Source organism: Streptomyces sp. NPDC048604, from assembly GCF_043199435.1.
Lineage (GTDB): Bacteria > Actinomycetota > Actinomycetes > Streptomycetales > Streptomycetaceae > Streptomyces.
The window spans coordinates 280388-301634 of record NZ_JBICVX010000010.1 but is presented as its reverse complement, the minus strand read 5'-3'; the positions used below and the strand labels follow the sequence as shown (position 1 = coordinate 301634).

Below are 21247 nucleotides of genomic sequence, written 5' to 3'. Positions count from 1 at the left end.
GCACGGTCAGGGCGGGGCGAACGGCGAGCGGGGGCCCGCACGGGTCGCCCGTGGGGCCGTGGTGCTCGCGGTCGGCGGAGTGCTGGTCAGTGGGTGCGCGGGGATGCCGGACCGGGGGGACGTGCGTCAGGTGCGGGCCTCCAACCCGGGGGACTCGCAGGTACGGGTTTACGCCGTGCAGCCGCGCGAAGGGGCCGCGCCGGACGAGATCGTCACCGGCTTCCTGGAGGCGATGACCAGTGACGACGCCGGGTTCGCGACGGCGCGCAAGTACCTGACCAAGGAAGCCGCGCTCACCTGGAAGCCGGAGGAGCGCATCACCGTGCTCGCCACCGCGCCCGACCGCGAGCAGTCCGACCAGCCGGAGGACCGCGACGCGCGGGAGCTGACGTACCCGATCGTCGGGCGGCAGATCGCGACCGTCGACGCCCGGCACGCCTACCAGCCGATCAGCCCCGCCGACTTCTCGCGCTCGATTCACCTGGTGCCGGTGGACGACGAGGACGGCAAGGGCAAGGAGTGGCGGATCGACCGGCTGCCGCAGGGTCTGGTGCTCAGCGAGTCCGACTTCCAGCGCAACTACCGGTCGATCAACAAGTACTACTTCGCCTCCGGCGAGGACTGGGTGGTCGCGGACCCGGTCTACATCCGCAACCGCCAGGACCCGGTCACCCGCATGGACCCGGTGGCGCAGACCGTCAAGGCGCTGCTCGAAGGGCCGACGAACTGGCTGAAGCAGGTCGTCGACTCGCGTTTCCCGACGGGTACCGCGCTGAAGGAGGGCGTCACCACCCTCGCCACGGACGACCAGAGCACCCTCAAGGTGCCGCTCAACGACAAGGCGGCGCACGTGGGCCGCGAGCAGTGCCGGCGGATGGCGGCGCAGCTGCTGTTCACGCTCGCCGACCTGCAGTCGGTGCGGATCGAGCAGGTCGAACTGCAGCGGTCCAACGGTTCGCAGCTGTGCGTGGGCAGCAAGGCGCAGGCGGAGGAGTTCGCGCCGGTCCGGGAGTCCGGCCGCGCGGAGAACGCGTTCTTCGTCGACGGTCACGGCACGCTGATGATGCTGCCCACCGGCGGCAAGGAGGTCGGCAGCCCGAGCGCCACGCTCGGACCGTTCGGCAAGGGCCTCGCGCCGCTGCAGTCCGTCGCCGTGTCCCGGGACGAGAGCCGTGCGGCGGGGGTGAGCCACGACGGCCGCCAGTTGCGCGTCTCGTCGATCATCTCCGACCACGAGCCGCGGCCGGCGAAGGTGGTCAGTTCCGCGGTCCGGCCGCAGGACCGGCTGTCCGCTCCGAGCTGGGACGGACGCGGCGACCTGTGGGTGGCCGACCGCAACCCGCTCAAGCCGCGGCTGCTGATGGTGCCGGACGGCGAGGGCACGGCGGTCCAGGTGCGCACCCCGTGGCTGGAGAGCGGCACCCGCGTCGAGGCGCTGCGGGTCTCCGCGGACGGCGTCCGCGTGGCGCTGCTGCTGAACGAGCACGGCCGTACGACCCTGCAGATCGGACGCGTGGAGCGGCAGTCCGGGCCCGGGGGCCGGACGGTGGTGTCCGTGGTCGACCCGCAGCACGCCGCGCCGCGTCTGGAGTCCGTCTCGGCGGTCTCCTGGGCCGGTCCCAGCCGGCTCGTCGTGGTCGGCACGGAGGCCGGGGGCGTGGAGCAGGTCCGGTACATCCAGACGGACGGCTCGACGTCGGCCACGTCCGTGCTGCCCGGCCTCAACGAGGTCAAGGAGGTCGCCGCGCCGCACGACGACCGGTCGCCGGTCGTGGCGAACTCGCAGAGCGACGGCATCGTGCGGCTGGCGACCGGCGCGAGCTGGCAGCCGATGATCAAGGCCGGCGCGTCGCCCGTCTACCCGGGGTAGCCGGGGGTCGTCACTCGTCCGGGTGGGCCCACTCCGTTGCACCGGATTCGAACAGCCCGGTGGGTGGCACGGAGGGCCGTGAACGCCCGTCGGGCGGGGCCGGCGACAGGGGTTTTCCACAGGGGTGGCCGGATTCCCCGGACCGGCGCACAGTGGGGTCATGCAGGGCTGGTGGCGCGAGATCGCCGGGCTGGTGCTGCCGGTCGCCTGCGGAGGCTGCGGCAGCCCCCGTACGCCGCTGTGCGCGTCCTGCGCCCGGGCGTTGCACGGTTCGGCCGCGCGCCGGGTGCGGCCGACGCCTGCGCCCGCCGGGCTACCGGCCGTCCATGCCGCCGCGCCGTACGAAGGCCCGGTGCGCGCCGTGCTGCTCGCCCACAAGGAACGCGGTGCGCTGGGGCTCGCGGGACCCCTGGGGACGGCACTGGCCGGGGCCGTGCGGGCCGCTGCCGGCCCGTCTGAGGCCTCCGGGGCCCGCCCCCTTCTCCTGGTGCCGGTGCCCTCCTCGCGACGCTCCGTACGGGCGCGTGGCCACGATCCGACCCGCCGGATCGCGCGGGCCGCCGCGGCCGGGCTGAGGCGCTCCGGACGGCCGGCGCGGGTGCTCCCCGTGCTGCGCCAGTGCCGTGAGGTGGCCGACCAGTCCGGGCTCGGCGCACACGCCCGGAGCGTCAACATGCGCGGCGCCCTGGAAGTCGTCCCCGGCGCCGAACGGCTGCTCGGGGACGGGCCGGTGGTGCTCGTCGACGACCTGATGACCACCGGCGCCTCGCTCGCGGAGGCCGCGAGGGCACTGAGTGCCGTTCATGCTGCGTTCACCGACGGATTCACCCGGTCGGGGGCGGCTGTCGTGGCCGCCGTTCCCCGTCCGTTCGAAATAAACCGGAACTACCGGGGAACACGCAACGTTGCAGGTGGTGAGAGGGGAAAAGCACCTCTTCGGAGGTAAGTGCTGATAGCAGGTGCCGACACCCGTCCGAGCGAGCTATGTTCGGGTGAGAGGAAAGCGAATGCTACTCCTCGGCGAAAGCACGAGTGCGCCTACAGGACAGGAGTTCAAGGCGAATTAACCTCTCGTCGGTGGGGTGGGGATCTTGCCGACTGGGGAGGAGGAGGGTCAAAGTCGCCAGTCCGAAGCTCCGGCCATCGACCGGGGCTTGGTGCAAAGGGAGATGCTCAGCGGCAGCAGAGCCGACCTGAGCGATCCGGGAACGGAGTTCTGCGTGGACATCGTCGTCAAGGGCCGCAAGACCGAGGTGCCCGAGCGGTTCCGCAAGCACGTGGCCGAGAAGCTGAACCTGGAGAAGATCCAGAAGCTCGACGGCAAGGTGATCAGCCTCGACGTCGAGGTGTCCAAGGAACACAACCCGCGGCAGGCCGACCGGTCCGACCGCGTGGAGATCACCGTCCATTCCCGAGGCCCGGTCATCCGGGCGGAAGCAGCAGCAGGCGACCCGTACGCAGCGCTCGACCTCGCCCACGGCAAGCTCGAGGCCCGGCTGCGCAAGCAGCACTCGAAGAGGTCCACGCGCCGCGGCAACGGACGGCTGTCGGCGGCCGAAGTACCCGAGGTGGTCCCGGACGTCGCCACCCTGAACGGAAGCGGCGAGCCGGTACCCACGGAGGAGTTGGACGGTGTGCCCACCACGATGATGGGCAGCGTCGAGGTGAAGGGCGAAGGGCCGCTGGTGGTCCGGGAGAAGACCCACAAGGCCGCCCCCATGACGCTCGACCAGGCGCTCTACGAGATGGAGCTGGTCGGACACGACTTCTACCTGTTCGTCGACTCCGACAACAAGCAGCCCAGCGTGGTCTACCGCCGACACGCGTACGACTACGGCGTGATCCACCTGGAGTCCGACCCGCTCGCCGGGGAGGACGCCGGCGGAGCCGGCGGAGCGCTCGGCGGCTGACGGCCGCCGACCCCACACAAACCCTCTCGGTGCCCCTGGAGCGCCCCGTGCGCCCCCAGGGGCACCCTCGTGCGACCGCGGGATCAGCGGGCTGTCGCCCGGGCATGGAATCATGGCCAGCACGCCAACCGGTGGTCCACGGACTGCGGTTGGCCGACCGAACACGTACTTCAGGCCACGGCCTTCAGGGGGCGGAACGATGGCGGACAGCTTCGGGCCGGTGCACGGCGGGCGGATGCCCGACGGCGCGGCCACCCCGGAGGGACGGGATCCGGACAGCGGGGGGTCCCGCAAGGAGCCGATTCGCGTCCTGGTGGTGGACGACCATGCCCTGTTCCGCAGAGGTCTGGAGATCGTGCTCGCCCAGGAGGAGGACATCCAGGTCGTCGGCGAGGCCGGGGACGGCGCGGAGGCCGTCGACAAGGCCGCCGACCTGCTGCCGGACATCGTGCTGATGGACGTGCGGATGCCCAAGCGCGGCGGCATCGAGGCGTGCACCTCCATCAAGGAGGTGGCCCCCAGCGCGAAGATCATCATGCTGACGATCAGCGACGAGGAGGCGGACCTCTACGACGCGATCAAGGCGGGCGCGACGGGCTACCTGCTGAAAGAGATCTCCACCGACGAGGTCGCCACCGCGATTCGCGCGGTCGCCGACGGGCAGTCCCAGATCAGTCCGTCGATGGCGTCGAAACTCCTCACCGAGTTCAAGTCGATGATCCAGCGCACCGACGAGCGCCGGCTGGTGCCGGCGCCCCGGCTGACCGACCGGGAACTGGAAGTGCTCAAACTGGTCGCCACCGGAATGAACAACCGGGACATCGCCAAGGAGTTGTTCATTTCCGAGAACACGGTGAAGAACCACGTCCGGAACATCCTGGAGAAGCTGCAGCTGCACTCCCGGATGGAGGCCGTGGTCTACGCGATGCGGGAGAAGATCCTCGAGATCCGCTGACCTGCCGATCCGGTGAACCGCTGATGCTCGGCCGCCGCGGAGGGCCCGTCGCTGTCAGTCCAGGGCGGCGACCAGCGCGGCCGCCAGCTCGGGGCGGTTCACCTGCTCGACGCGGACGGCGTCGCAGCCCACCCACTCGGCCGCCTCGCGCAGCGCCCGGGCCATCGGCTCGACCGCCTTCGGGGTGTCCAGGGACACCTGGCGGGCCACCAGCGTGCGCCCCTCGCGCGCCGGGTCGACCCGGCCGAGCAGCTTCCCTCCGGCGAGCAGCGGCATCGCGAAGTAGCCGTGCACCCGCTTCTGCTTCGGCACGTACGCCTCCAGGCGGTGCGTGAAGCCGAAGATCCGCTCCGTGCGCGCCCGCTCCCAGATCAGCGAGTCGAACGGCGAGAGCAGCGTCGTACGGTGCCGGCCGCGCGGCTCGGACGCCAGCGCCGCCGGGTCCGCCCAGGCGGGCTTGGACCAGCCGGCCACCGTCACCGGCACCAGACCCGAGTCGGCCACCACCGCGTCGAACTGCTCGGCCTTGAGGCGGTGGTAGTCGGCGATGTCCGCCCGGGTGCCGACGCCGAGCGCCTCACCGGCCTGCCGTACGAGCCGGCGCACGCACTCGGCGTCGTCCAGCTCGTCGTGCAGCAGCGCGGCCGGCACGGCCCGCTCGGCCAGGTCGTACACCCGCTTCCAGCCGCGCCGCTCGACGCAGACCACCTCGCCGTACATCAGCGCCCGCTCGACGGCGACCTTGGACTCGGACCAGTCCCACCACTCGCCCTTGTTCTTCGCGCCGCCCAGCTCCGTCGCCGTCTGCGGCCCCTCGGCGCGCAGCTGCTTGATCACCGCGTCGTACGCGCTGTCCGCGAGCTCGTGGCCCCAGTGCGGCCGGGTGCGGTAGGCGCGGCGGCGGAAGGCGAAGTGCGGCCACTCCTCGACGGGCAGGATGCAGGCCGCGTGCGACCAGTACTCGAAGGCGTGCGTCTGCGTCCAGTACGCGTCCTCGACCGTGGTCCGGCCCACCGCGCCCAGGCGCGCGTACGGGATCAGCTCGTGCGAGCGGGCCAGCACCGAGATCGTGTCCAGCTGGACCGCGCCAAGGTGCCGCAGCACGCCCCGCACTCCGCCGCGCCGGTCCGGGGCGCCCAGGAAGCCCTGGGCGCGCAGCGCGATCCGGCGGGCTTCGTCGGCGGACAGTTCGGCGGCGGGGCGCGGCTGCGGCACGGTCGTCATGTCTCGCACCCTAGGCGCCGGCACTGACAGTCAGGGGCGGGCCGGAAGGTACGGCAGGGGGGACGGCAGCCCGAGGTCCGACGGGAGCAGGGCGCCGACCCAGCAGTCCCGCAGCGTGCCCTTGTTCGCGATGCCCGCCCGCAGCACGCCCTCCATGGTGAAGCCGGCCTTCTCCACGACGCCGCGCGAGGGCGCGTTGCCGACCTCGGCCCGCCATTCCAGGCGGGTGCAGCCGAGGGAGGTGAAGGCCCAGCGGGCCAGGCCGAGCACGGCCTCGGTCATGTAGCCGCGGCCCCGGTGCTCCTTGTCCGTCCAGAAGCCGATCTCCCAGGTCCCCGCGTTCGGGTGGTGCAGGCCGGCGGCCGCCACCGGCCGGCCTCCGTCGCGCAGGCGCACGGCGAAGTTGTACTCGGAGTCGCTGCGCCAGCCGTCCGGGACCATGCCGTTCAGGAAGTACTCGGCGTCGCTCCGGGCATAGGGCGAGGGGACTGTCGTCCAGCGCTGGATGTCGGGATCCTGGCAGCTCGCGTGCACCGCCTCGGCGTCCTCGGGGACGAAGGCGTCCAGCAGCAGACGGTCGGTGGTCAGCGTCACGGGCTCCATGACGGGATTGTGGTCGTGCCGCGGAGCGTGTGCGAACACTTTTCGGACTTGCGGCACCTTCCGCGCGCCTTGTGCGTTCTCTTTCCGGGCGGCAGTTCGCATCGAGGCCGGTGGCCCTCCCTGCGCGGCGGCCTCCTCGCTTACGATGGCCGGTGCGGCGGGGTCCACCTGCCGCGCCCGTGCCAGTGTCCATGACAAGACCCAGTGCCAGGCCCGATCGGCAAGGAGACCAACCTCAGTGTCCGTCTTCAACAAGCTCATGCGTGCAGGCGAAGGCAAGATCCTGCGCAAACTGCACCGCATCGCGGACCAGGTCAACTCCATCGAAGAGGATTTCGTCAACCTCTCCGACGCCGAGTTGCGGGCGCTCACCGACGAGTACAAGGAGCGCTACGCCGACGGCGAGAGCCTGGACGACCTGCTCCCCGAGGCCTTCGCCACCGTCCGCGAGGCGGCCAAGCGCGTCCTCGGCCAGCGCCACTACGACGTCCAGCTCATGGGCGGCGCCGCGCTGCACCTCGGCTACGTCGCCGAGATGAAGACCGGTGAGGGCAAGACCCTCGTCGGCACCCTCCCGGCGTACCTCAACGCACTGTCCGGCAAGGGCGTGCACATCATCACGGTCAACGACTACCTGGCCGAGCGCGACTCGGAGATGATGGGCCGCGTCCACCGCTTCCTGGGCCTGGACGTCGGCTGCATCCTCGCCAACATGACCCCGGCGCAGCGCCGTGAGCAGTACGCCTGCGACATCACGTACGGCACGAACAACGAGTTCGGCTTCGACTACCTGCGCGACAACATGGCCTGGTCGTCGGAGGAGCTCGTCCAGCGCGGCCACAACTACGCCTGTGTCGACGAGGTCGACTCGATCCTCGTCGACGAGGCCCGTACGCCGCTGATCATCTCCGGCCCGGCCGACCAGGCCACCAAGTGGTACGGCGACTTCGCGAAGCTGGTCACCCGCCTCGTCAAGGGCGAGCCCGGCAACCCGCTGAAGGGCATCGAGGAGACCGGCGACTACGAGGTCGACGAGAAGAAGCGCACCGTCGCCATCCACGAGGCCGGCGTCGCCAAGGTCGAGGACTGGCTGGGCATCGACAACCTGTACGAGTCGGTGAACACCCCCCTCGTCGGATACCTGAACAACGCCATCAAGGCGAAGGAACTGTTCAAGAAGGACAAGGACTACGTCGTCATCGACGGCGAGGTCATGATCGTCGACGAGCACACCGGCCGTATCCTCGCCGGCCGCCGCTACAACGAGGGCATGCACCAGGCGATCGAGGCGAAGGAAGGGGTGCAGATCAAGGACGAGAACCAGACCCTCGCCACGATCACCCTGCAGAACTTCTTCCGCCTCTACGACAAGCTCTCCGGCATGACCGGTACGGCCATGACCGAGGCCGCCGAGTTCCACCAGATCTACAAGCTGGGCGTCGTCCCGATCCCGACCAACCGGCCCATGCAGCGCAAGGACCAGCCGGACCTGATCTACCGGACCGAGGTCGCCAAGTTCGCGGCGGTCGTCGACGACATCGCGGAGCGCCACGAGAAGGGCCAGCCGATCCTCGTCGGCACCACGTCCGTCGAGAAGTCCGAGTACCTCTCGCAGCAGCTCGCCAAGCGCGGCGTGCCGCACGAGGTGCTCAACGCCAAGCACCACGAGCGCGAGGCCGCGATCGTCGCCCAGGCCGGCCGCCGGGGCGCCGTCACCGTCGCCACGAACATGGCCGGCCGCGGTACGGACATCAAGCTCGGCGGCAACCCGGACGACCTCGCCGAGGCCGAGCTGCGCCAGGCGGGCCTGGACCCGGTCGAGCACGTCGAGGAGTGGGCCGCGGCCCTGCCCGGCGCCCTGGAGCGGGCCGAGAAGGCCGTCAAGGCGGAGTTCGAGGAGGTCAAGGACCTCGGCGGGCTGTACGTGCTGGGCACCGAGCGCCACGAGTCCCGCCGTATCGACAACCAGCTGCGCGGCCGTTCCGGCCGTCAGGGCGACCCGGGCGAGTCCCGCTTCTACCTCTCCCTCGGCGACGACCTGATGCGCCTGTTCAAGGCCGCGATGGTCGAGCGCGTGATGGCCATGGCCAACGTGCCGGACGACGTCCCGATCGAGAACAAGATGGTCACCCGCGCCATCGCCTCCGCCCAGTCCCAGGTCGAGGGCCAGAACTTCGAGACGCGCAAGAACGTCCTGAAGTACGACGAGGTCCTCAACCGGCAGCGCGAGGTCATCTACGGCGAGCGCCGCCGCGTCCTGGAGGGCGAGGACCTGCACGAGCAGGTGCAGCACTTCATGGACGACACGATCGACGACTACATCCGCCAGGAGACCGCCGAGGGCTTCGCGGAGGAGTGGGACCTCGACCGGCTGTGGAACGCGTTCAAGCAGCTCTACCCGGCCAAGGTCACGATCGACGAGCTGGAGGACGCGACCGGCGACCGCGCCGGGCTCACCGCCGACTTCATCGGCGAGTCGATCAAGGACGACATCCACGAGCAGTACGAATCCCGTGAGCAGCAGCTCGGCTCGGACATCATGCGCGAGCTGGAGCGCCGCGTGGTGCTGTCCGTGCTCGACCGCAAGTGGCGCGAGCACCTCTACGAGATGGACTACCTCCAGGAGGGCATCGGTCTGCGCGCGATGGCGCAGAAGGACCCCCTGGTCGAGTACCAGCGCGAGGGCTTCGACATGTTCTCCGCGATGATGGAGGGCATCAAGGAGGAGTCCGTCGGCTACCTGTTCAACCTGGAGGTCCAGGTCGAGCAGCAGGTCGAGGAGGTCCCGGTCCAGGACGCCGCGGAGAAGACCTCGCTGGCCAAGGAGGGCGCCCCGGCGGGCGGCCGTCCGGAGATCCGCGCCAAGGGCCTGGACGCGCCGCAGCGCCCGGACCGGCTGCACTTCTCCGCGCCCAAGGTCGACGGCGACGGCTCGGTCGTCGAGGGCGACTGGGCGTCGGACGAGGCCGCGGGCGGCGAGGGGATGACCCGCGCGGAGCGCCGCAAGGCTCAGAAGGGCGGCGGCCGGCGCCGCAAGAAGTAAGCCGTAGGCCCTGGTGAGGGCCACCCTGGAGGGGTCGGGCACCCGTGGTACGGGCCGCCCGGCCCCTCCGGCTTTCCCAGGCCTTCGCCGGCGTCCCCGTGGTCGTCAGGCGCGCGGGCCGCGGGACTGGGCCGGGACGCGGGGCGGGAGGTCGTCCAGCTCCACGGCGGAGCAGCGCCAGCGGTGGTCGGGGGCCGGCCGCTCCAGGCGGAAGGCCATGGCCCGTACGCGCTCGCCGGCGGCCACGATCGCGGAGACCTCCATGACCGTGGTGTCGGCCTGCACGCGACAGCGGCGCAGGACCGGCCGTACGCCGCCGAAGGGGACGTCCGGGGCCAGCCGGACCAGCTGCTCGTACGCGGGGCCCACGGTCTGGCCCAGCATCCAGTGCACCGGGCGCTCGCCGCTCAGGACGGCGAGCAGCCGCTCGGCGAACAGCGCGTACGGGGGCAGGGCCCGCAGGGGCGCGCGGCGGAGCCCGTCGCCGGGGCGCAGGCCGCCCGGGCGGACGTTGCCCGGGCCGGTGGTGGTGCGGGGGCGGGTGCTGCGAGGGCGGGTGGAGCCGGTCATGGTGGGGGTCCCCGATTCCGTCGCGCCCGGCGAGGGATACCGGGCGGTAACTTCTGTTGGGGATCTTGTACGGGCGGGCCGCGAGGGCCTGCAAGGCGCACACCGGGCCGGCAGGGCGACCGGCGGATTCACCTATCAGAGTGAGACCGGCCCGCTCCGGGCGTCGCGACGGGCGGACGGACCAGGTGAGCGGCCACGCACCGGTGGACGGGCCCGCGCGGGCTCCGCAGCCCCGAAAGGGGACCTGCGCACGTATCCTGAGGGCGTTTCCGACTACGAAAGCGGCCAGCCATGCGCGTCTACGTCCCCCTGACCCTCCCCGGACTCGCACAGGCGCACAAGACCGGCGAACTCGGCCCCGGCCCGCTGACCGCCTACGCCGTCACCCCCGCCCTGCGGGAGTGGTACGTCTCCGACGACATCGAGGAACTCGAGTACGCGGCGCTCAACCGGGCCGCGGCCGCGTCGCTGCGGCTGCTGGCGGGGGACCCCGCGGCCGCGCGCCGCCGGGTCGTCGTCGCCGTGGACGTACCGGACCGGGAGGCGGTCGTCGACCCCGACCGCGGGCTCGACGCGTCCGCGCTCGGCGAGGTCCGGATCGCCGCCGCGGTGCCGCTGGCCAAGGCGGCCGCGGTGCACGCCGACGCGGACGACGCCGAGACCGACGTCACCGCCGCGGCGGACGCGCTCGGCGCGGCGGACCAGGGCGACGACGACGCCCGGTTCACCGTGGACGGGGCGGAGGACCACGAGCTGCTCTGGTACGGCGTGCAGGAGATTCCCGGGCTGCTCGCCTGACGGAAAGCCGGTGGGAACCGGGCTGTCGGAGGCGGGCTGTACGGTTTCAGGTCATGGGGAAGCACCTGGTCTGGGACTGGAACGGCACGCTGCTCGACGACATCCACGCGGTCATCGGGGCGACGAACGCGGCCTTCGAGGAGCTCGGCCTCGAACCGATCACGCTGGAGCGGTACCGCGAGCTGTACACGGTGCCGGTGCCGAAGTTCTACGAGCGGCTGATGGGGCGGCTGCCCACGGACGCGGAGTGGGTCGTCATGGACGACGCGTTCCACCAGCACTACTGGGCTCGGGCGGATGCCTGCGGGCTCATGGCGGGGGCGGCGGAGCTGCTCGCGGAGCGGCAGGCGGCGGGGCGGACGCAGTCGCTGCTGTCCCTGGCCCCGCACGACCGGCTGATACCGATCGTGCGGCGGCACGGCATCGAGGAGCGGTTCGTCCGGGTGGACGGGCGGCTCGACGCGTCGACGTCGGGCAAGGCGGGGCACATGGTGCGGCATGTGGAGGCGCTGGGGGTTGCGCCGTCGAGTGTCGTCGTCATCGGGGATGCGGCGGATGACGCTGTTGCGGCGGCGCATGTGGGGGCGAAGGCTGTGCTCTTCACGGGCGGCTCGCACAGCCGGGCCTCGCTCGCGCGGGTGGGTGTGCCGGTGGTGGATTCGTTGGCGGAGGCGGTTGCCGTCGCGGACGAGCTGGCCTAGCCCGCCCGCGAGTTGCCGGGTGCGGCCCCGGTGGGTGGTTTGTGCCCAGCCGTCCCTCCCCCAAGGACTTCGTCCAGGGGGACCCCCACTGCGGGACGATTGCCCACAAACCACCGGCGGACGGCGGGTGCCGCCCACAAACCACCAGCGCCGGAGCCGGCCTCAGGTCTTGGTGCGCAAGATCTTCAGGAACTCTCGCATCCAGGTGGGGTGGTCCGGCCAGGCCCTTGAGGAGACCAGGACGCCGTCCACGACCGCTTCCGTGTCCTGGAAGGTGGCGCCGGCGGCCTGCATGTCGGGTTCCAGGGCCGGGTACGCCGTGACGCGGCGGCCCTCCAGGCCGCCCACCGCGGCCGTCAGCAGGGGGCCGTGGCAGATCTGGGCCACCGGCTTGTCCGCGTCGAAGAAGGCCTTGAGGATCTTCCGCAGCTCCAGGTCGTTGCGGAGGTACTCCGGCGCGCGGCCGCCCGGGATCACCAGGGCGACGTAGTCCGCCGGGGCCACCTCGGAGAACGCCAGGTCGGCCGGCCAGGTGTAGCCGGGCTTCTCCGTGTACGTGTCGTAGCCCGGCTCGAAGTCGTGCACCACGAAGCGCAGCTGCTTGCGCGTCGGGGCCGCGATGTGGACCTCGTACCCCTCCTCCTGGAGCCGTTGGTACGGGTAGAGGACTTCCAGCGATTCCGCCGCGTCCCCGGTCACGATCAGGATCTTCGGTGTCATGTGACGCCTCCCGGACTCTCGGTGCCGCCCTGCCACAAGGACATGTGTCGCTGTCCAGAACGTCAAACTTCGCCCCCTGCTTTTGTACACATACGGCTCATGACGATCCAGGGGTCCGGAGCGATAGGCTTTTCCCGTGATCAGCGCCATACGCCGAGGGGGCAGCGAAGCCCCCGGCCCGCGCCCGGAGTGCCACCGCGCCCGGGCGAGCAGGGCGATCGCTGATCTTCTCCGTCCCGTGCCCTCGCCGAAAATGGCCGATAAAGCACCGGACATCTCTCATCACGGCCTAACGTCGACCACGAGCGGGCACCCCGCGTCGCGGCGTTGTGCCATTTCTTCCACCGACGTCACGCAACGGCGCGCGACAGGAGCCAGAGGACATGCAGACCAAGCTGGACGAAGCCAAGGCCGAGCTGCTCACGAGGGCCGCCCGGGTAGCTGAGAACAGCCCGGTCGGGGGGCGACTTCCGACGGGCCCGGAGGGCGGGGAGCGCCCGGACCGGGACACCCTGTTCGCGTACCTCCAGCGCTACTACCTGCACACCGCCCCCGAGGACCTGCAGGACCGCGAACCGGTGGACCTCTACGGCGCCGCGATGTCGCACGCGCGGCTGGCCGAGAACCGTCCCCAGGGCACCGCGAACGTCCGCGTGCAGACCCCCACCCAGGACGAGAACGGCTGGACGTCCAGCCACTCCGTGGTCGAGGTCGTCACCGACGACATGCCCTTCCTGGTCGATTCCGTCACCAACGAGCTGTCCCGCCAGGGCCGCGGCATCCACGTGGTGATCCACCCGCAGATCGTCGTCCGCCGCGACGTCACCGGCAAGCTCATCGAGGTGCTCACCGGCGAGCCCAAGGGCGAGCTGCCGCACGACGCGGTCACCGAGTCCTGGATCCACGTCGAGATCGACCGCGAGACCGACCGCGCCGACCTCAAGCAGATCACCTCCGACCTGCTGCGCGTCCTGTCCGACGTCCGCGAGACCGTCGAGGACTGGGAGAAGATGCGCGACGCCGCGCTGCGCATCGCCGAGGGCCTGCCCGAGGAGCCGGTCGCCGACGACCTGCGCCCCACCGAGGTGGACGAGGCCCGCGAGTTGCTGCGCTGGCTGTCCGCCGACCACTTCACCTTCCTCGGCTACCGCGAGTACGAGCTGGTCAACGGTGACGCCCTGACGGCCGTCCCCGGCACCGGCCTCGGCGTGCTGCGCTCCGACCCGCACCACAGCGGCGACGACCACCACGCCCACCCGGTCTCGCAGTCCTTCAGCCGGCTGCCCGCCGACGCCCGCGCCAAGGCGCGCGAGCACAAGCTGCTGATCCTGACCAAGGCCAACAGCCGGGCGACCGTGCACCGGCCCTCGTACCTCGACTACATCGGCGTCAAGAAGTTCGACGCGCAGGGCAACGTCGTCGGGGAGCGCCGCTTCCTCGGCCTGTTCTCCTCGGCCGCGTACACCGAGTCCGTCCGCCGCGTCCCGGTCATCAGCCGCAAGGTCGCCGAGGTCCTGGAGGGCGCCGGCTTCTCGCCGAACAGCCACGACGGCCGCGACCTGCTGCAGATCCTCGAGACCTACCCGCGCGACGAGCTGTTCCAGACCCCGGTCGACGAGCTGCGCTCCATCGTCACCTCCGTCCTCTACCTGCAGGAACGCCGCCGGCTGCGGCTCTACCTGCGCCAGGAGGAGTACGGCCGCTTCTACTCGGCCCTCGTCTACCTGCCGCGCGACCGGTTCAACACCACGGTCCGTGAGCGGCTGACGGACATCCTCAAGGAGGAGCTCGACGGCACCAGCGTCGACTTCACCCTGATGAGCACCGAGTCGGTGCTGACCCGGCTGCACTTCGTGGTGCGCGTCGCGCCCGGCACCGAGCTGACCCACCTGTCCGACTCCGACAAGGAGCGCATCGAGGCCCGGCTCGCCGACGCCGCCCGCTCCTGGGCCGACGGCTTCGGCGAGGCGCTCAACGCCGAGTTCGGCGAGGAGCGCGCCGCCGAGCTGCTGCGCAGCTACGGCAACGCGTTCTCCGAGGGCTACAAGGCCGACCACTCGCCGCGCGCCGCCGTCGCCGACCTGGTCCACCTGGAGCAGCTCAAGAGCAGCGGCCGGGAGTTCGCGCTCTCGCTGTACGAGCCCGTGGGCAGCGGCCCCGGCGAGCGCCGCTTCAAGATCTACAAGTCCGGACCGCAGGTCTCCCTCTCCGCCGTCCTGCCGGTGCTCAACCGGCTCGGCGTCGAGGTCGTCGACGAGCGCCCGTACGAGCTGCGCTGCGCGGACCGGACGAACGCCTGGGTGTACGACTTCGGTCTGCGGATGCCCACCGCCAACGGCGACTACCTGGGCGACGACGCCCGCGAGCGGTTCCAGGAGGCGTTCTCCGCGACCTGGACGGGTGAGGCCGAGAACGACGGCTTCAACGCGCTGGTGCTGTCCGCCGGTCTCGGCTGGCGGGAGGCGATGGTGCTGCGCGCCTACGCCAAGTACCTGCGGCAGGCCGGCTGGGCCTTCAGCCAGGACTACATGGAGGACACCCTCCGCAACAACGTCCACACCACGCGGCTGCTGGTCTCGCTGTTCGAGGCGCGGATGTCGCCGGAGCGCCAGCGCGCCGGCACCGAGCTGACCGACGGCCTCCTGGAGGAGCTGGACGGCGCCCTGGACCAGGTCGCCTCCCTCGACGAGGACCGCATCCTGCGCGCCTTCCTCACCCTGATCAAGGCCACGCTGCGGACCAACTTCTTCCAGAAGGGCGCCGACGGCACCCCGCACTCCTACGTGTCGATGAAGTTCGACCCGCAGGCCATCCCGGACCTGCCGGCCCCGCGCCCGGCGTTCGAGATCTGGGTGTACTCGCCGCGCGTCGAGGGCGTGCACCTGCGCTTCGGCAAGGTCGCCCGGGGCGGCCTGCGCTGGTCCGACCGCCGTGAGGACTTCCGTACCGAGATCCTCGGCCTGGTCAAGGCGCAGATGGTGAAGAACACCGTCATCGTGCCGGTCGGCGCCAAGGGCGGCTTCGTCGCCAAGCAGCTGCCGGACCCGTCCGTGGACCGGGACGCCTGGCTGGCCGAGGGCGTCGCCTCGTACAAGACCTTCATCTCGGCGCTGCTCGACATCACCGACAACCTCGTCGGCGGCGAGGTCGTGCCGCCGGCCGACGTGGTCCGCCACGACGAGGACGACACGTACCTCGTGGTCGCCGCCGACAAGGGCACCGCCACCTTCTCCGACATCGCCAACGGCGTCGCCGAGGAGTACGGCTTCTGGCTCGGCGACGCGTTCGCCTCAGGCGGCTCGGCCGGTTACGACCACAAGGGCATGGGCATCACGGCCCGCGGCGCGTGGGAGTCCGTGAAGCGGCACTTCCGCGAGCTGGGCCACGACACCCAGACCGAGGACTTCACGGTCGTCGGCGTCGGCGACATGTCCGGCGACGTGTTCGGCAACGGCATGCTGCTCTCCGAGCACATCCGCCTGGTCGCCGCCTTCGACCACCGGCACATCTTCATCGACCCGAACCCGGACGCGGCCACCGGCTACGCCGAGCGCCGCCGCCTGTTCGAGCTGCCGCGCAGCTCCTGGGCCGACTACGACACCGACCTGCTGTCCGCGGGCGGCGGCATCCACCCGCGCACCGCCAAGTCGATCCCCGTCAACGCGCACATGCGGGCCGCCCTCGGCATCGAGGAGGGGGTCACCAAGATGACCCCCGCCGAGCTGATGAAGACCATCCTGCAGTCGCCCGTCGACCTGCTGTGGAACGGCGGCATCGGCACGTACGTGAAGTCCTCCGCCGAGTCCAACGCGGACGTCGGCGACAAGGCCAACGACGCCATCCGCGTCGACGGCCAGGACGTGCGCGCCAAGGTCGTCGGCGAGGGCGGCAACCTCGGCGCGACCCAGCTGGGCCGCATCGAGTTCGCCCGCACCGGCGGCCCCGAGGGCCTGGGCGGCAAGATCAACACCGACGCCATCGACAACAGCGCCGGCGTGGACACCTCCGACCACGAGGTCAACATCAAGATCCTGCTCAACGGGCTGGTCGCCGAGGGCGACATGACCGTCAAGCAGCGCAACAAGATCCTCGCGGAGATGACCGACGAGGTCGGCGCGCTGGTTCTGCGCAACAACTACGCCCAGAACACGGCCCTGGCCAACGCCGTCGCCCAGTCGCCGTCGCTGCTCCACGCCCACCAGCGCTTCATGCGCCGGCTGGGCCGCGACGGGGCCCTGGACCGCTCGCTCGAGTTCCTGCCCAACGACCGGCAGGTCCGCGAGCTGCTCAACACCTCCCGGGGCCTGAGCCAGCCGGAGCTCGCCGTGCTGCTCGCCTACACCAAGATCACGGTGGCGGACGAGCTGATCGGCACCGGCCTGCCGGACGACCCCTACCTGAAGGGTCTGCTGCACGCGTACTTCCCGACGCAGCTGCGCGAGAAGTTCCCCGAGGCCGTCGAGGGCCACCCGCTGCGCCGCGAGATCGTCACCACGATCCTGGTCAACGACACCGTCAACAGCGGCGGTTCGACCTTCCTGCACCGACTCCGCGAGGAGACCGGCGCGTCGATCGAGGAGATCGTCCGCGCGCAGACCGCCGCCCGCGCCATCTTCCGGCTCGGCGAGGTCTGGGACGCGGTCGAGGCGCTCGACAACAAGGTGCCGGCCGAGGTCCAGACCCGGATGCGGCTGCACTCGCGGCGTCTGGTCGAGCGCGGTACGCGCTGGCTGCTCGGCAACCGGCCGCAGCCGCTGGAGCTGGCCGAGACGATCGAGTTCTTCTCCGAGCGGGTCGAGCAGGTCTGGGCGAAGCTGCCGCAGCTGCTGCGCGGCTCGGACCTGGAGTGGTACGAGTCGATCCTCGAGGAGCTGACCTCCGTGGGCGTTCCCGAGGAGCTGGCCCTGCGGGTCGCGGGCTTCTCGTCCGCCTTCCCGACGCTCGACGTCGTCGCCATCGCGGACCGGACCGACAAGGACCCGCTGGCGGTCGCGGAGGTCTACTACGACCTCGGCGACCGGCTGCGGATCACGGAGCTGATGGACCGGATCATCGAGCTGCCCCGCAACGACCGCTGGCAGTCGATGGCCCGCGCCTCGATCCGCGAGGACCTGTTCGCCGCGCACGCCTCGCTCACCGCGGACGTGCTGTCGGCCGGCAACGGCACATCCACCCCGGAGGAGCGGTTCAAGGCCTGGGAGGAGAAGAACGCGGCGATCCTCGGCCGCGCGCGGACCACGCTGGAGGAGATCCAGGGCTCGGACGCCTTCGACCTGGCCAACCTGTCGGTGGCGATGCGGACGATCCGTTCGATGCTCCGCACGCACGGCTAGCCGACGGCCGCGACGGCCGGCTGCGGACAGACGCGGCCGGCGACGGCAGGCACGTCCGGCTGACGGCTGACTCTGCTCGTCACGCCGTCGCTCAAGGGCCCCCGCCAGTTCTCCGGCGGGGGCCTTTCGCGTGGACGGCGCTCAGCCCTTCGGCTCGCCGACCGACGTCCGCCACAGGGCGCGGCAGGCAAGGAAACCGGCCGCGAGCAGCAGCCCGTTGCGGGCGGTCAGCACGGCGAGCCCCGCCGGGGCGCCGGCGAGCACGTCCTCGTACAGGACGGGGTACGCGAGCGCGCTCAGCGCCGTCGCGGGCAGGAGCAGCAGGGCCGCCGGGCGCATCACGGTCTCCCGGCAGGTCAGGCAGACGGCGGCGAGGCCGAGCAGCCAGACCAGGTACTGGGGGCTGATCACCCGGCTGGTCAGGGTGAACAGCAGTACCGCGGCGAAGGCCGCGTCCAGCGGGGTCGCCGGGGTCCAGCGGCGGGCCCGCACCCGCCACACGACCAGCCAGCAGCAGGCGGCCAGGGTGGCGGACAGCGCGAGCACCCCGACGTACGAGATGTGCGGGCCGACGTACTCGAACGCGCCGTAGCGGTACTGGATCCGGCCCGGCCAGAGCCCGGCGGCGCGGGCCAGCGCGAGCACCGTGCCGCCGAGGGACTCGATCTGGACGCCCCGGGCGCCCTGCTGGAGCAGGAAGTCCAGGGAGTGCCGGAACAGCACGCCCAGGGTGATCAGCAGCGCGATCGCGGTGGAGCAGGCGGCCGTCCACGCCTCCCGGGTGGACCGGCCGCGGGGCGTGCCGATGAGGGTGAGCGCCGGCCAGACCTTGATCATCGCGCCGAGGCCGGCGAGCGCGCCGCCGAGGGCGGGCCGGGAGCGCAGCACGAGCAGGGCGATCACGGCGACCGCGGTGGTCTGGACGTCGTACCGGGCCAGCGGGATGTGCAGCAGCAGCGGCAGCCCGCAGACCCACATCCAGGCGCCGTGCGTGACGCGGTCGCTGTCGGCGCGGGCCAGGGCGAGGGCGACGACCGCGTCGGCGAGCAGGGTGAGGGCGACGAAGGCCTGGAAGTACGTGAGCCAGGGCAGTGCGGCGGGGGAGCCGATGACGAGGGCGGCGCCGGGCGGGTACTGCCAGGTGGGGTCGTCGGGCGGGAAGGTGCCGTGGGCCAGCCGGTCGTACCAGAGCCGGTAGAGCACGTGCACCTCGCGGCCGACGCCGCCGATGCCGAGGCTGTCCCGCCACAGCAGCACCAGCATGCCGAGCCGGGTCAGGACCCAGACGGAGGCGAGCGCGATGTGCGGCGTGTGGGTGGTGGCGACGTAGCTCGCGGAGGTGAAGCTCTCCGAGTCGAACGGCGAACGGGTCACCGACGGCGGAGGGGCGGTGGTGCGCCCGAGGGAACGGCTTCCGGCGCCGGTGCCGTGACCGGCGGCGCGACCGGACCGCAGTCCGCCGAACCCGCCGCCCGCGACGGCCTCCCGGGCCCGGCGCAGGGCGGAGGACCGGCGGGCGGGGGCGGACGGGCGCGGGGGAGCGTCCTCGGCCGGGTCGGTGGCGCCGGTCGTTTCGGGCGGGGCGGGTGGTGCGGGTGCGTGGGGCGGGTCGAGGGAGGCGTGCGTCGGGCCGGACGGGTCGAGGGGGTCGAGGGGGTCGAGGGGCGGTTCGGGCGGGGCGGCGGCGTGATCGTTCGTCATCAACGCCGCACTCTAGTCCGGTTCGCCCCTTAACTCCCGGTCTTCCCGGCCCGACTCCCGGTCCCGGCCGCCTTCTTGGTGAACTCCTCGTACGCCGCGACCACCTCCGCCGCCGGCCCGTCCATCCGCAGCGTGCCCGCCTCCAGCCACAGCGCCCGGTCACAGGTCCGGGTGATCGTCGAGTTGCTGTGGCTGACCAGGAACACCGTGCCCGCCTGGGCGCGCAGTTCGTCGATCCGCTCCTGGCTGCGGGCGCGGAACTTCGCGTCGCCGGTCGACAGCGCCTCGTCGATCAGCAGCACGTCGTGCGACTTGGCCGCGGCGATCGAGAAACGCAGCCGCGCGCCCATGCCGGAGGAGTACGTGCGCATGGGGCGGGAGACCGCGTCGTCCTTCTCGTTGATCCCCGAGAAGTCCACGATCTCCTGGTAGCGGGCCTCGATCTCGGCCCGGGTCATGCCCATCGCGAGCCCGCCGAGGATCACGTTCCGCTCGCCGGTCAGGTCGTTCATCAGGGCCGCGTTCACCCCGAGGAGGGCGGGCTGGCCCTGGGTGTAGACCTGGCCGCGGTTCACCGGGAGCAGTCCGGCGATCGCCTTGAGCAGCGTCGACTTGCCGGAGCCGTTCGAGCCGATCAGGCCGATCGCCTCGCCCCGGTACGCGGCGAAGCTCACGCCCTTGACCGCGTGGACCGTGCGGGCGGCGGGGCCGGGCCGGCGCGACAGGAGCCGGGTCAGTGCGGACACGGCGCCGGCCTGGGGGGCGCGGCCGCCCTGGACGGTGTACATGACGTGCGCGCCGTCGACGACGACGGTCGGGGTGCGTTCGGTGCGGTCAGCCACGGCCGTATGTCTCCTCTCCCTGCCAGAACCAGACGAAGCCGCCGACGAAGGCGAGCACGGCCCAGCCGGCGGCGAGCGCCCAGGCGTGCGGCGGCAACTGCGCCGCGGTGAAGCTGTCCACCAGGGCGTAGCGGACCAGGTCGATGAAGAGCGCGGCCGGGTTGGCCTGCAGCGCGTTGACGGCCGCGTCCGGGAGCCGGCCCGCCGCCTCGAGGTGGTGCAGCGACCACATGACGCCCGAGGCGTACATCCAGGTGCGCAGCACGAACGGCATCAGCTGCGAGACGTCCGGGGTGCGGGCGGCGAGCCGGGCCATCACCAGCGCGAGCCCGGTGTTGAACAGGGCCTGCAGGGCCAGGGCCGGGACGGCGAGCAGCCAGGTCGCGTCGGGGAACTCGCCGAAGCAGCACAGGATGACGGCCAGCGCGCCCAGCGAGAAGCCCAGCTGCTGGAGCTGCTGGAGCGCGAGCGCGACCGGGAGGCTCGCGCGGGGGAAGTGCAGGGCGCGGACCAGGCCCAGGTTCCCGCTGATGGCGCGGGTGCCGGCGAGGATCGACTGGGCGGTGAAGGTCCAGACGAAAACGCCGGTGAGCAGGAACGGCACGTAGTCCGGGACGCCGTGCCGGACGTCCATGATCACGCCGAAGATCACGTAGTAGACGGCCGCGTTGAGCAGCGGGGTCATCAGCTGCCACAGCTGGCCCAGCTTCGCCTGGCTGTACTGCGCGGTCAGCCGTGCGGTCGCGAAGGCGGCGATGAAGTGCCGGCGCGACCAGAGCTGCCGGACGTACGCGGGCAGGCCCGGCCGCGCGCCGCTCACCGCCAGACCGTGGCGCAGGGCGAGGGCGCGCAGGTCCTCGGCGGGCGGCGCCGCCACCGTCGGCGGGGTGTCGATGAGGGTCACGGGCTCGCTTTCGCTCGGCTGAACGGGACCTTCGTCGTCGGGACGGAACCGTCCGACGGAACGGGTGCGTATC

At 71.6% G+C, this 21247-nt stretch carries 15 protein-coding genes; 8 read left to right on the top strand and 7 right to left on the bottom strand.

Annotated features, from left to right (window positions below; all coding sequences use genetic code 11):
- Positions 1-103 precede the first annotated feature (103 nt).
- From ACGFMM_RS22280 to ACGFMM_RS22265, 4 genes are all read left to right on the top strand, one after another.
- Positions 104-1870, top strand: coding sequence for an LpqB family beta-propeller domain-containing protein (locus ACGFMM_RS22280; RefSeq protein ID WP_393648149.1), 1767 nt, complete (start codon positions 104-106; stop codon positions 1868-1870).
- Positions 1871-2030: 160 nt separating this feature from the next.
- Complete coding sequence (locus tag ACGFMM_RS22275) at positions 2031-2816, top strand: ComF family protein (protein WP_393648124.1); 786 nt, start codon at positions 2031-2033, stop codon at positions 2814-2816.
- A gap of 274 nt (positions 2817-3090) precedes the next feature.
- On the top strand, positions 3091-3780 hold the full coding sequence (gene hpf / locus ACGFMM_RS22270) for a ribosome hibernation-promoting factor, HPF/YfiA family (protein WP_393648123.1): 690 nt from the start codon (positions 3091-3093) through the stop codon (positions 3778-3780).
- Between the two features lie 199 nt (positions 3781-3979).
- Entirely contained in the window at positions 3980-4735 is a 756-nt protein-coding gene (locus ACGFMM_RS22265) for a response regulator (RefSeq protein WP_393648122.1), read from the top strand.
- A gap of 54 nt (positions 4736-4789) precedes the next feature.
- Here the strand turns inward: ACGFMM_RS22265 and ACGFMM_RS22260 are convergent, their stop codons facing one another.
- Positions 4790-5959 (bottom strand): winged helix-turn-helix domain-containing protein, encoded by a 1170-nt coding sequence (locus tag ACGFMM_RS22260; protein ID WP_393648121.1) that lies wholly within the window; start codon positions 5957-5959, stop codon positions 4790-4792.
- A gap of 30 nt (positions 5960-5989) precedes the next feature.
- Positions 5990-6562, bottom strand: coding sequence for a GNAT family N-acetyltransferase (locus tag ACGFMM_RS22255; protein WP_393648120.1), 573 nt, complete (start codon positions 6560-6562; stop codon positions 5990-5992).
- 238 nt (positions 6563-6800) lie between these two features.
- On the opposite strand from ACGFMM_RS22255, the gene secA reads away from it, so the two are divergent.
- Positions 6801-9605: a preprotein translocase subunit SecA gene (gene secA, locus ACGFMM_RS22250; protein ID WP_393648119.1), complete on the top strand. Its 2805-nt coding sequence runs from the start codon at positions 6801-6803 to the stop codon at positions 9603-9605.
- A gap of 105 nt (positions 9606-9710) precedes the next feature.
- Here the strand turns inward: secA and ACGFMM_RS22245 are convergent, their stop codons facing one another.
- Positions 9711-10175 (bottom strand): Rv3235 family protein, encoded by a 465-nt coding sequence (locus tag ACGFMM_RS22245; protein WP_393648118.1) that lies wholly within the window; start codon positions 10173-10175, stop codon positions 9711-9713.
- Positions 10176-10466: 291 nt separating this feature from the next.
- Here ACGFMM_RS22245 and ACGFMM_RS22240 point away from each other — a divergent pair, with 291 nt between their 5' ends.
- On the top strand, positions 10467-10973 hold the full coding sequence (locus ACGFMM_RS22240) for a DUF6912 family protein (protein WP_393648117.1): 507 nt from the start codon (positions 10467-10469) through the stop codon (positions 10971-10973).
- Between the two features lie 53 nt (positions 10974-11026).
- Positions 11027-11674 (top strand): HAD family hydrolase, encoded by a 648-nt coding sequence (locus tag ACGFMM_RS22235; RefSeq protein WP_393648116.1) that lies wholly within the window; start codon positions 11027-11029, stop codon positions 11672-11674.
- Between the two features lie 162 nt (positions 11675-11836).
- Here the strand turns inward: ACGFMM_RS22235 and ACGFMM_RS22230 are convergent, their stop codons facing one another.
- Complete coding sequence (locus tag ACGFMM_RS22230; RefSeq protein ID WP_393648115.1) at positions 11837-12394, bottom strand: DJ-1/PfpI family protein; 558 nt, start codon at positions 12392-12394, stop codon at positions 11837-11839.
- Between the two features lie 383 nt (positions 12395-12777).
- Here ACGFMM_RS22230 and ACGFMM_RS22225 point away from each other — a divergent pair, with 383 nt between their 5' ends.
- On the top strand, positions 12778-17727 hold the full coding sequence (locus ACGFMM_RS22225) for an NAD-glutamate dehydrogenase (protein WP_393648114.1): 4950 nt from the start codon (positions 12778-12780) through the stop codon (positions 17725-17727).
- 141 nt (positions 17728-17868) lie between these two features.
- Here the strand turns inward: ACGFMM_RS22225 and ACGFMM_RS22220 are convergent, their stop codons facing one another.
- From ACGFMM_RS22220 to ACGFMM_RS22210, 3 genes are read right to left on the bottom strand one after another with little or no spacing between them, the layout of a single operon-like run.
- Positions 17869-19428 carry a glycosyltransferase 87 family protein gene (locus tag ACGFMM_RS22220; RefSeq protein ID WP_393648113.1) on the bottom strand — a complete coding sequence of 520 codons (1560 nt, stop codon included), beginning with the start codon at positions 19426-19428 and terminating at the stop codon, positions 17869-17871.
- A 29-nt stretch (positions 19429-19457) separates the two neighbouring features.
- On the bottom strand, positions 19458-20216 hold the full coding sequence (locus tag ACGFMM_RS22215) for an ABC transporter ATP-binding protein (protein ID WP_393648148.1): 759 nt from the start codon (positions 20214-20216) through the stop codon (positions 19458-19460).
- 46 nt (positions 20217-20262) lie between these two features.
- Positions 20263-21174 (bottom strand): ABC transporter permease, encoded by a 912-nt coding sequence (locus tag ACGFMM_RS22210; RefSeq protein ID WP_393648112.1) that lies wholly within the window; start codon positions 21172-21174, stop codon positions 20263-20265.
- Positions 21175-21247 lie beyond the last annotated feature (73 nt).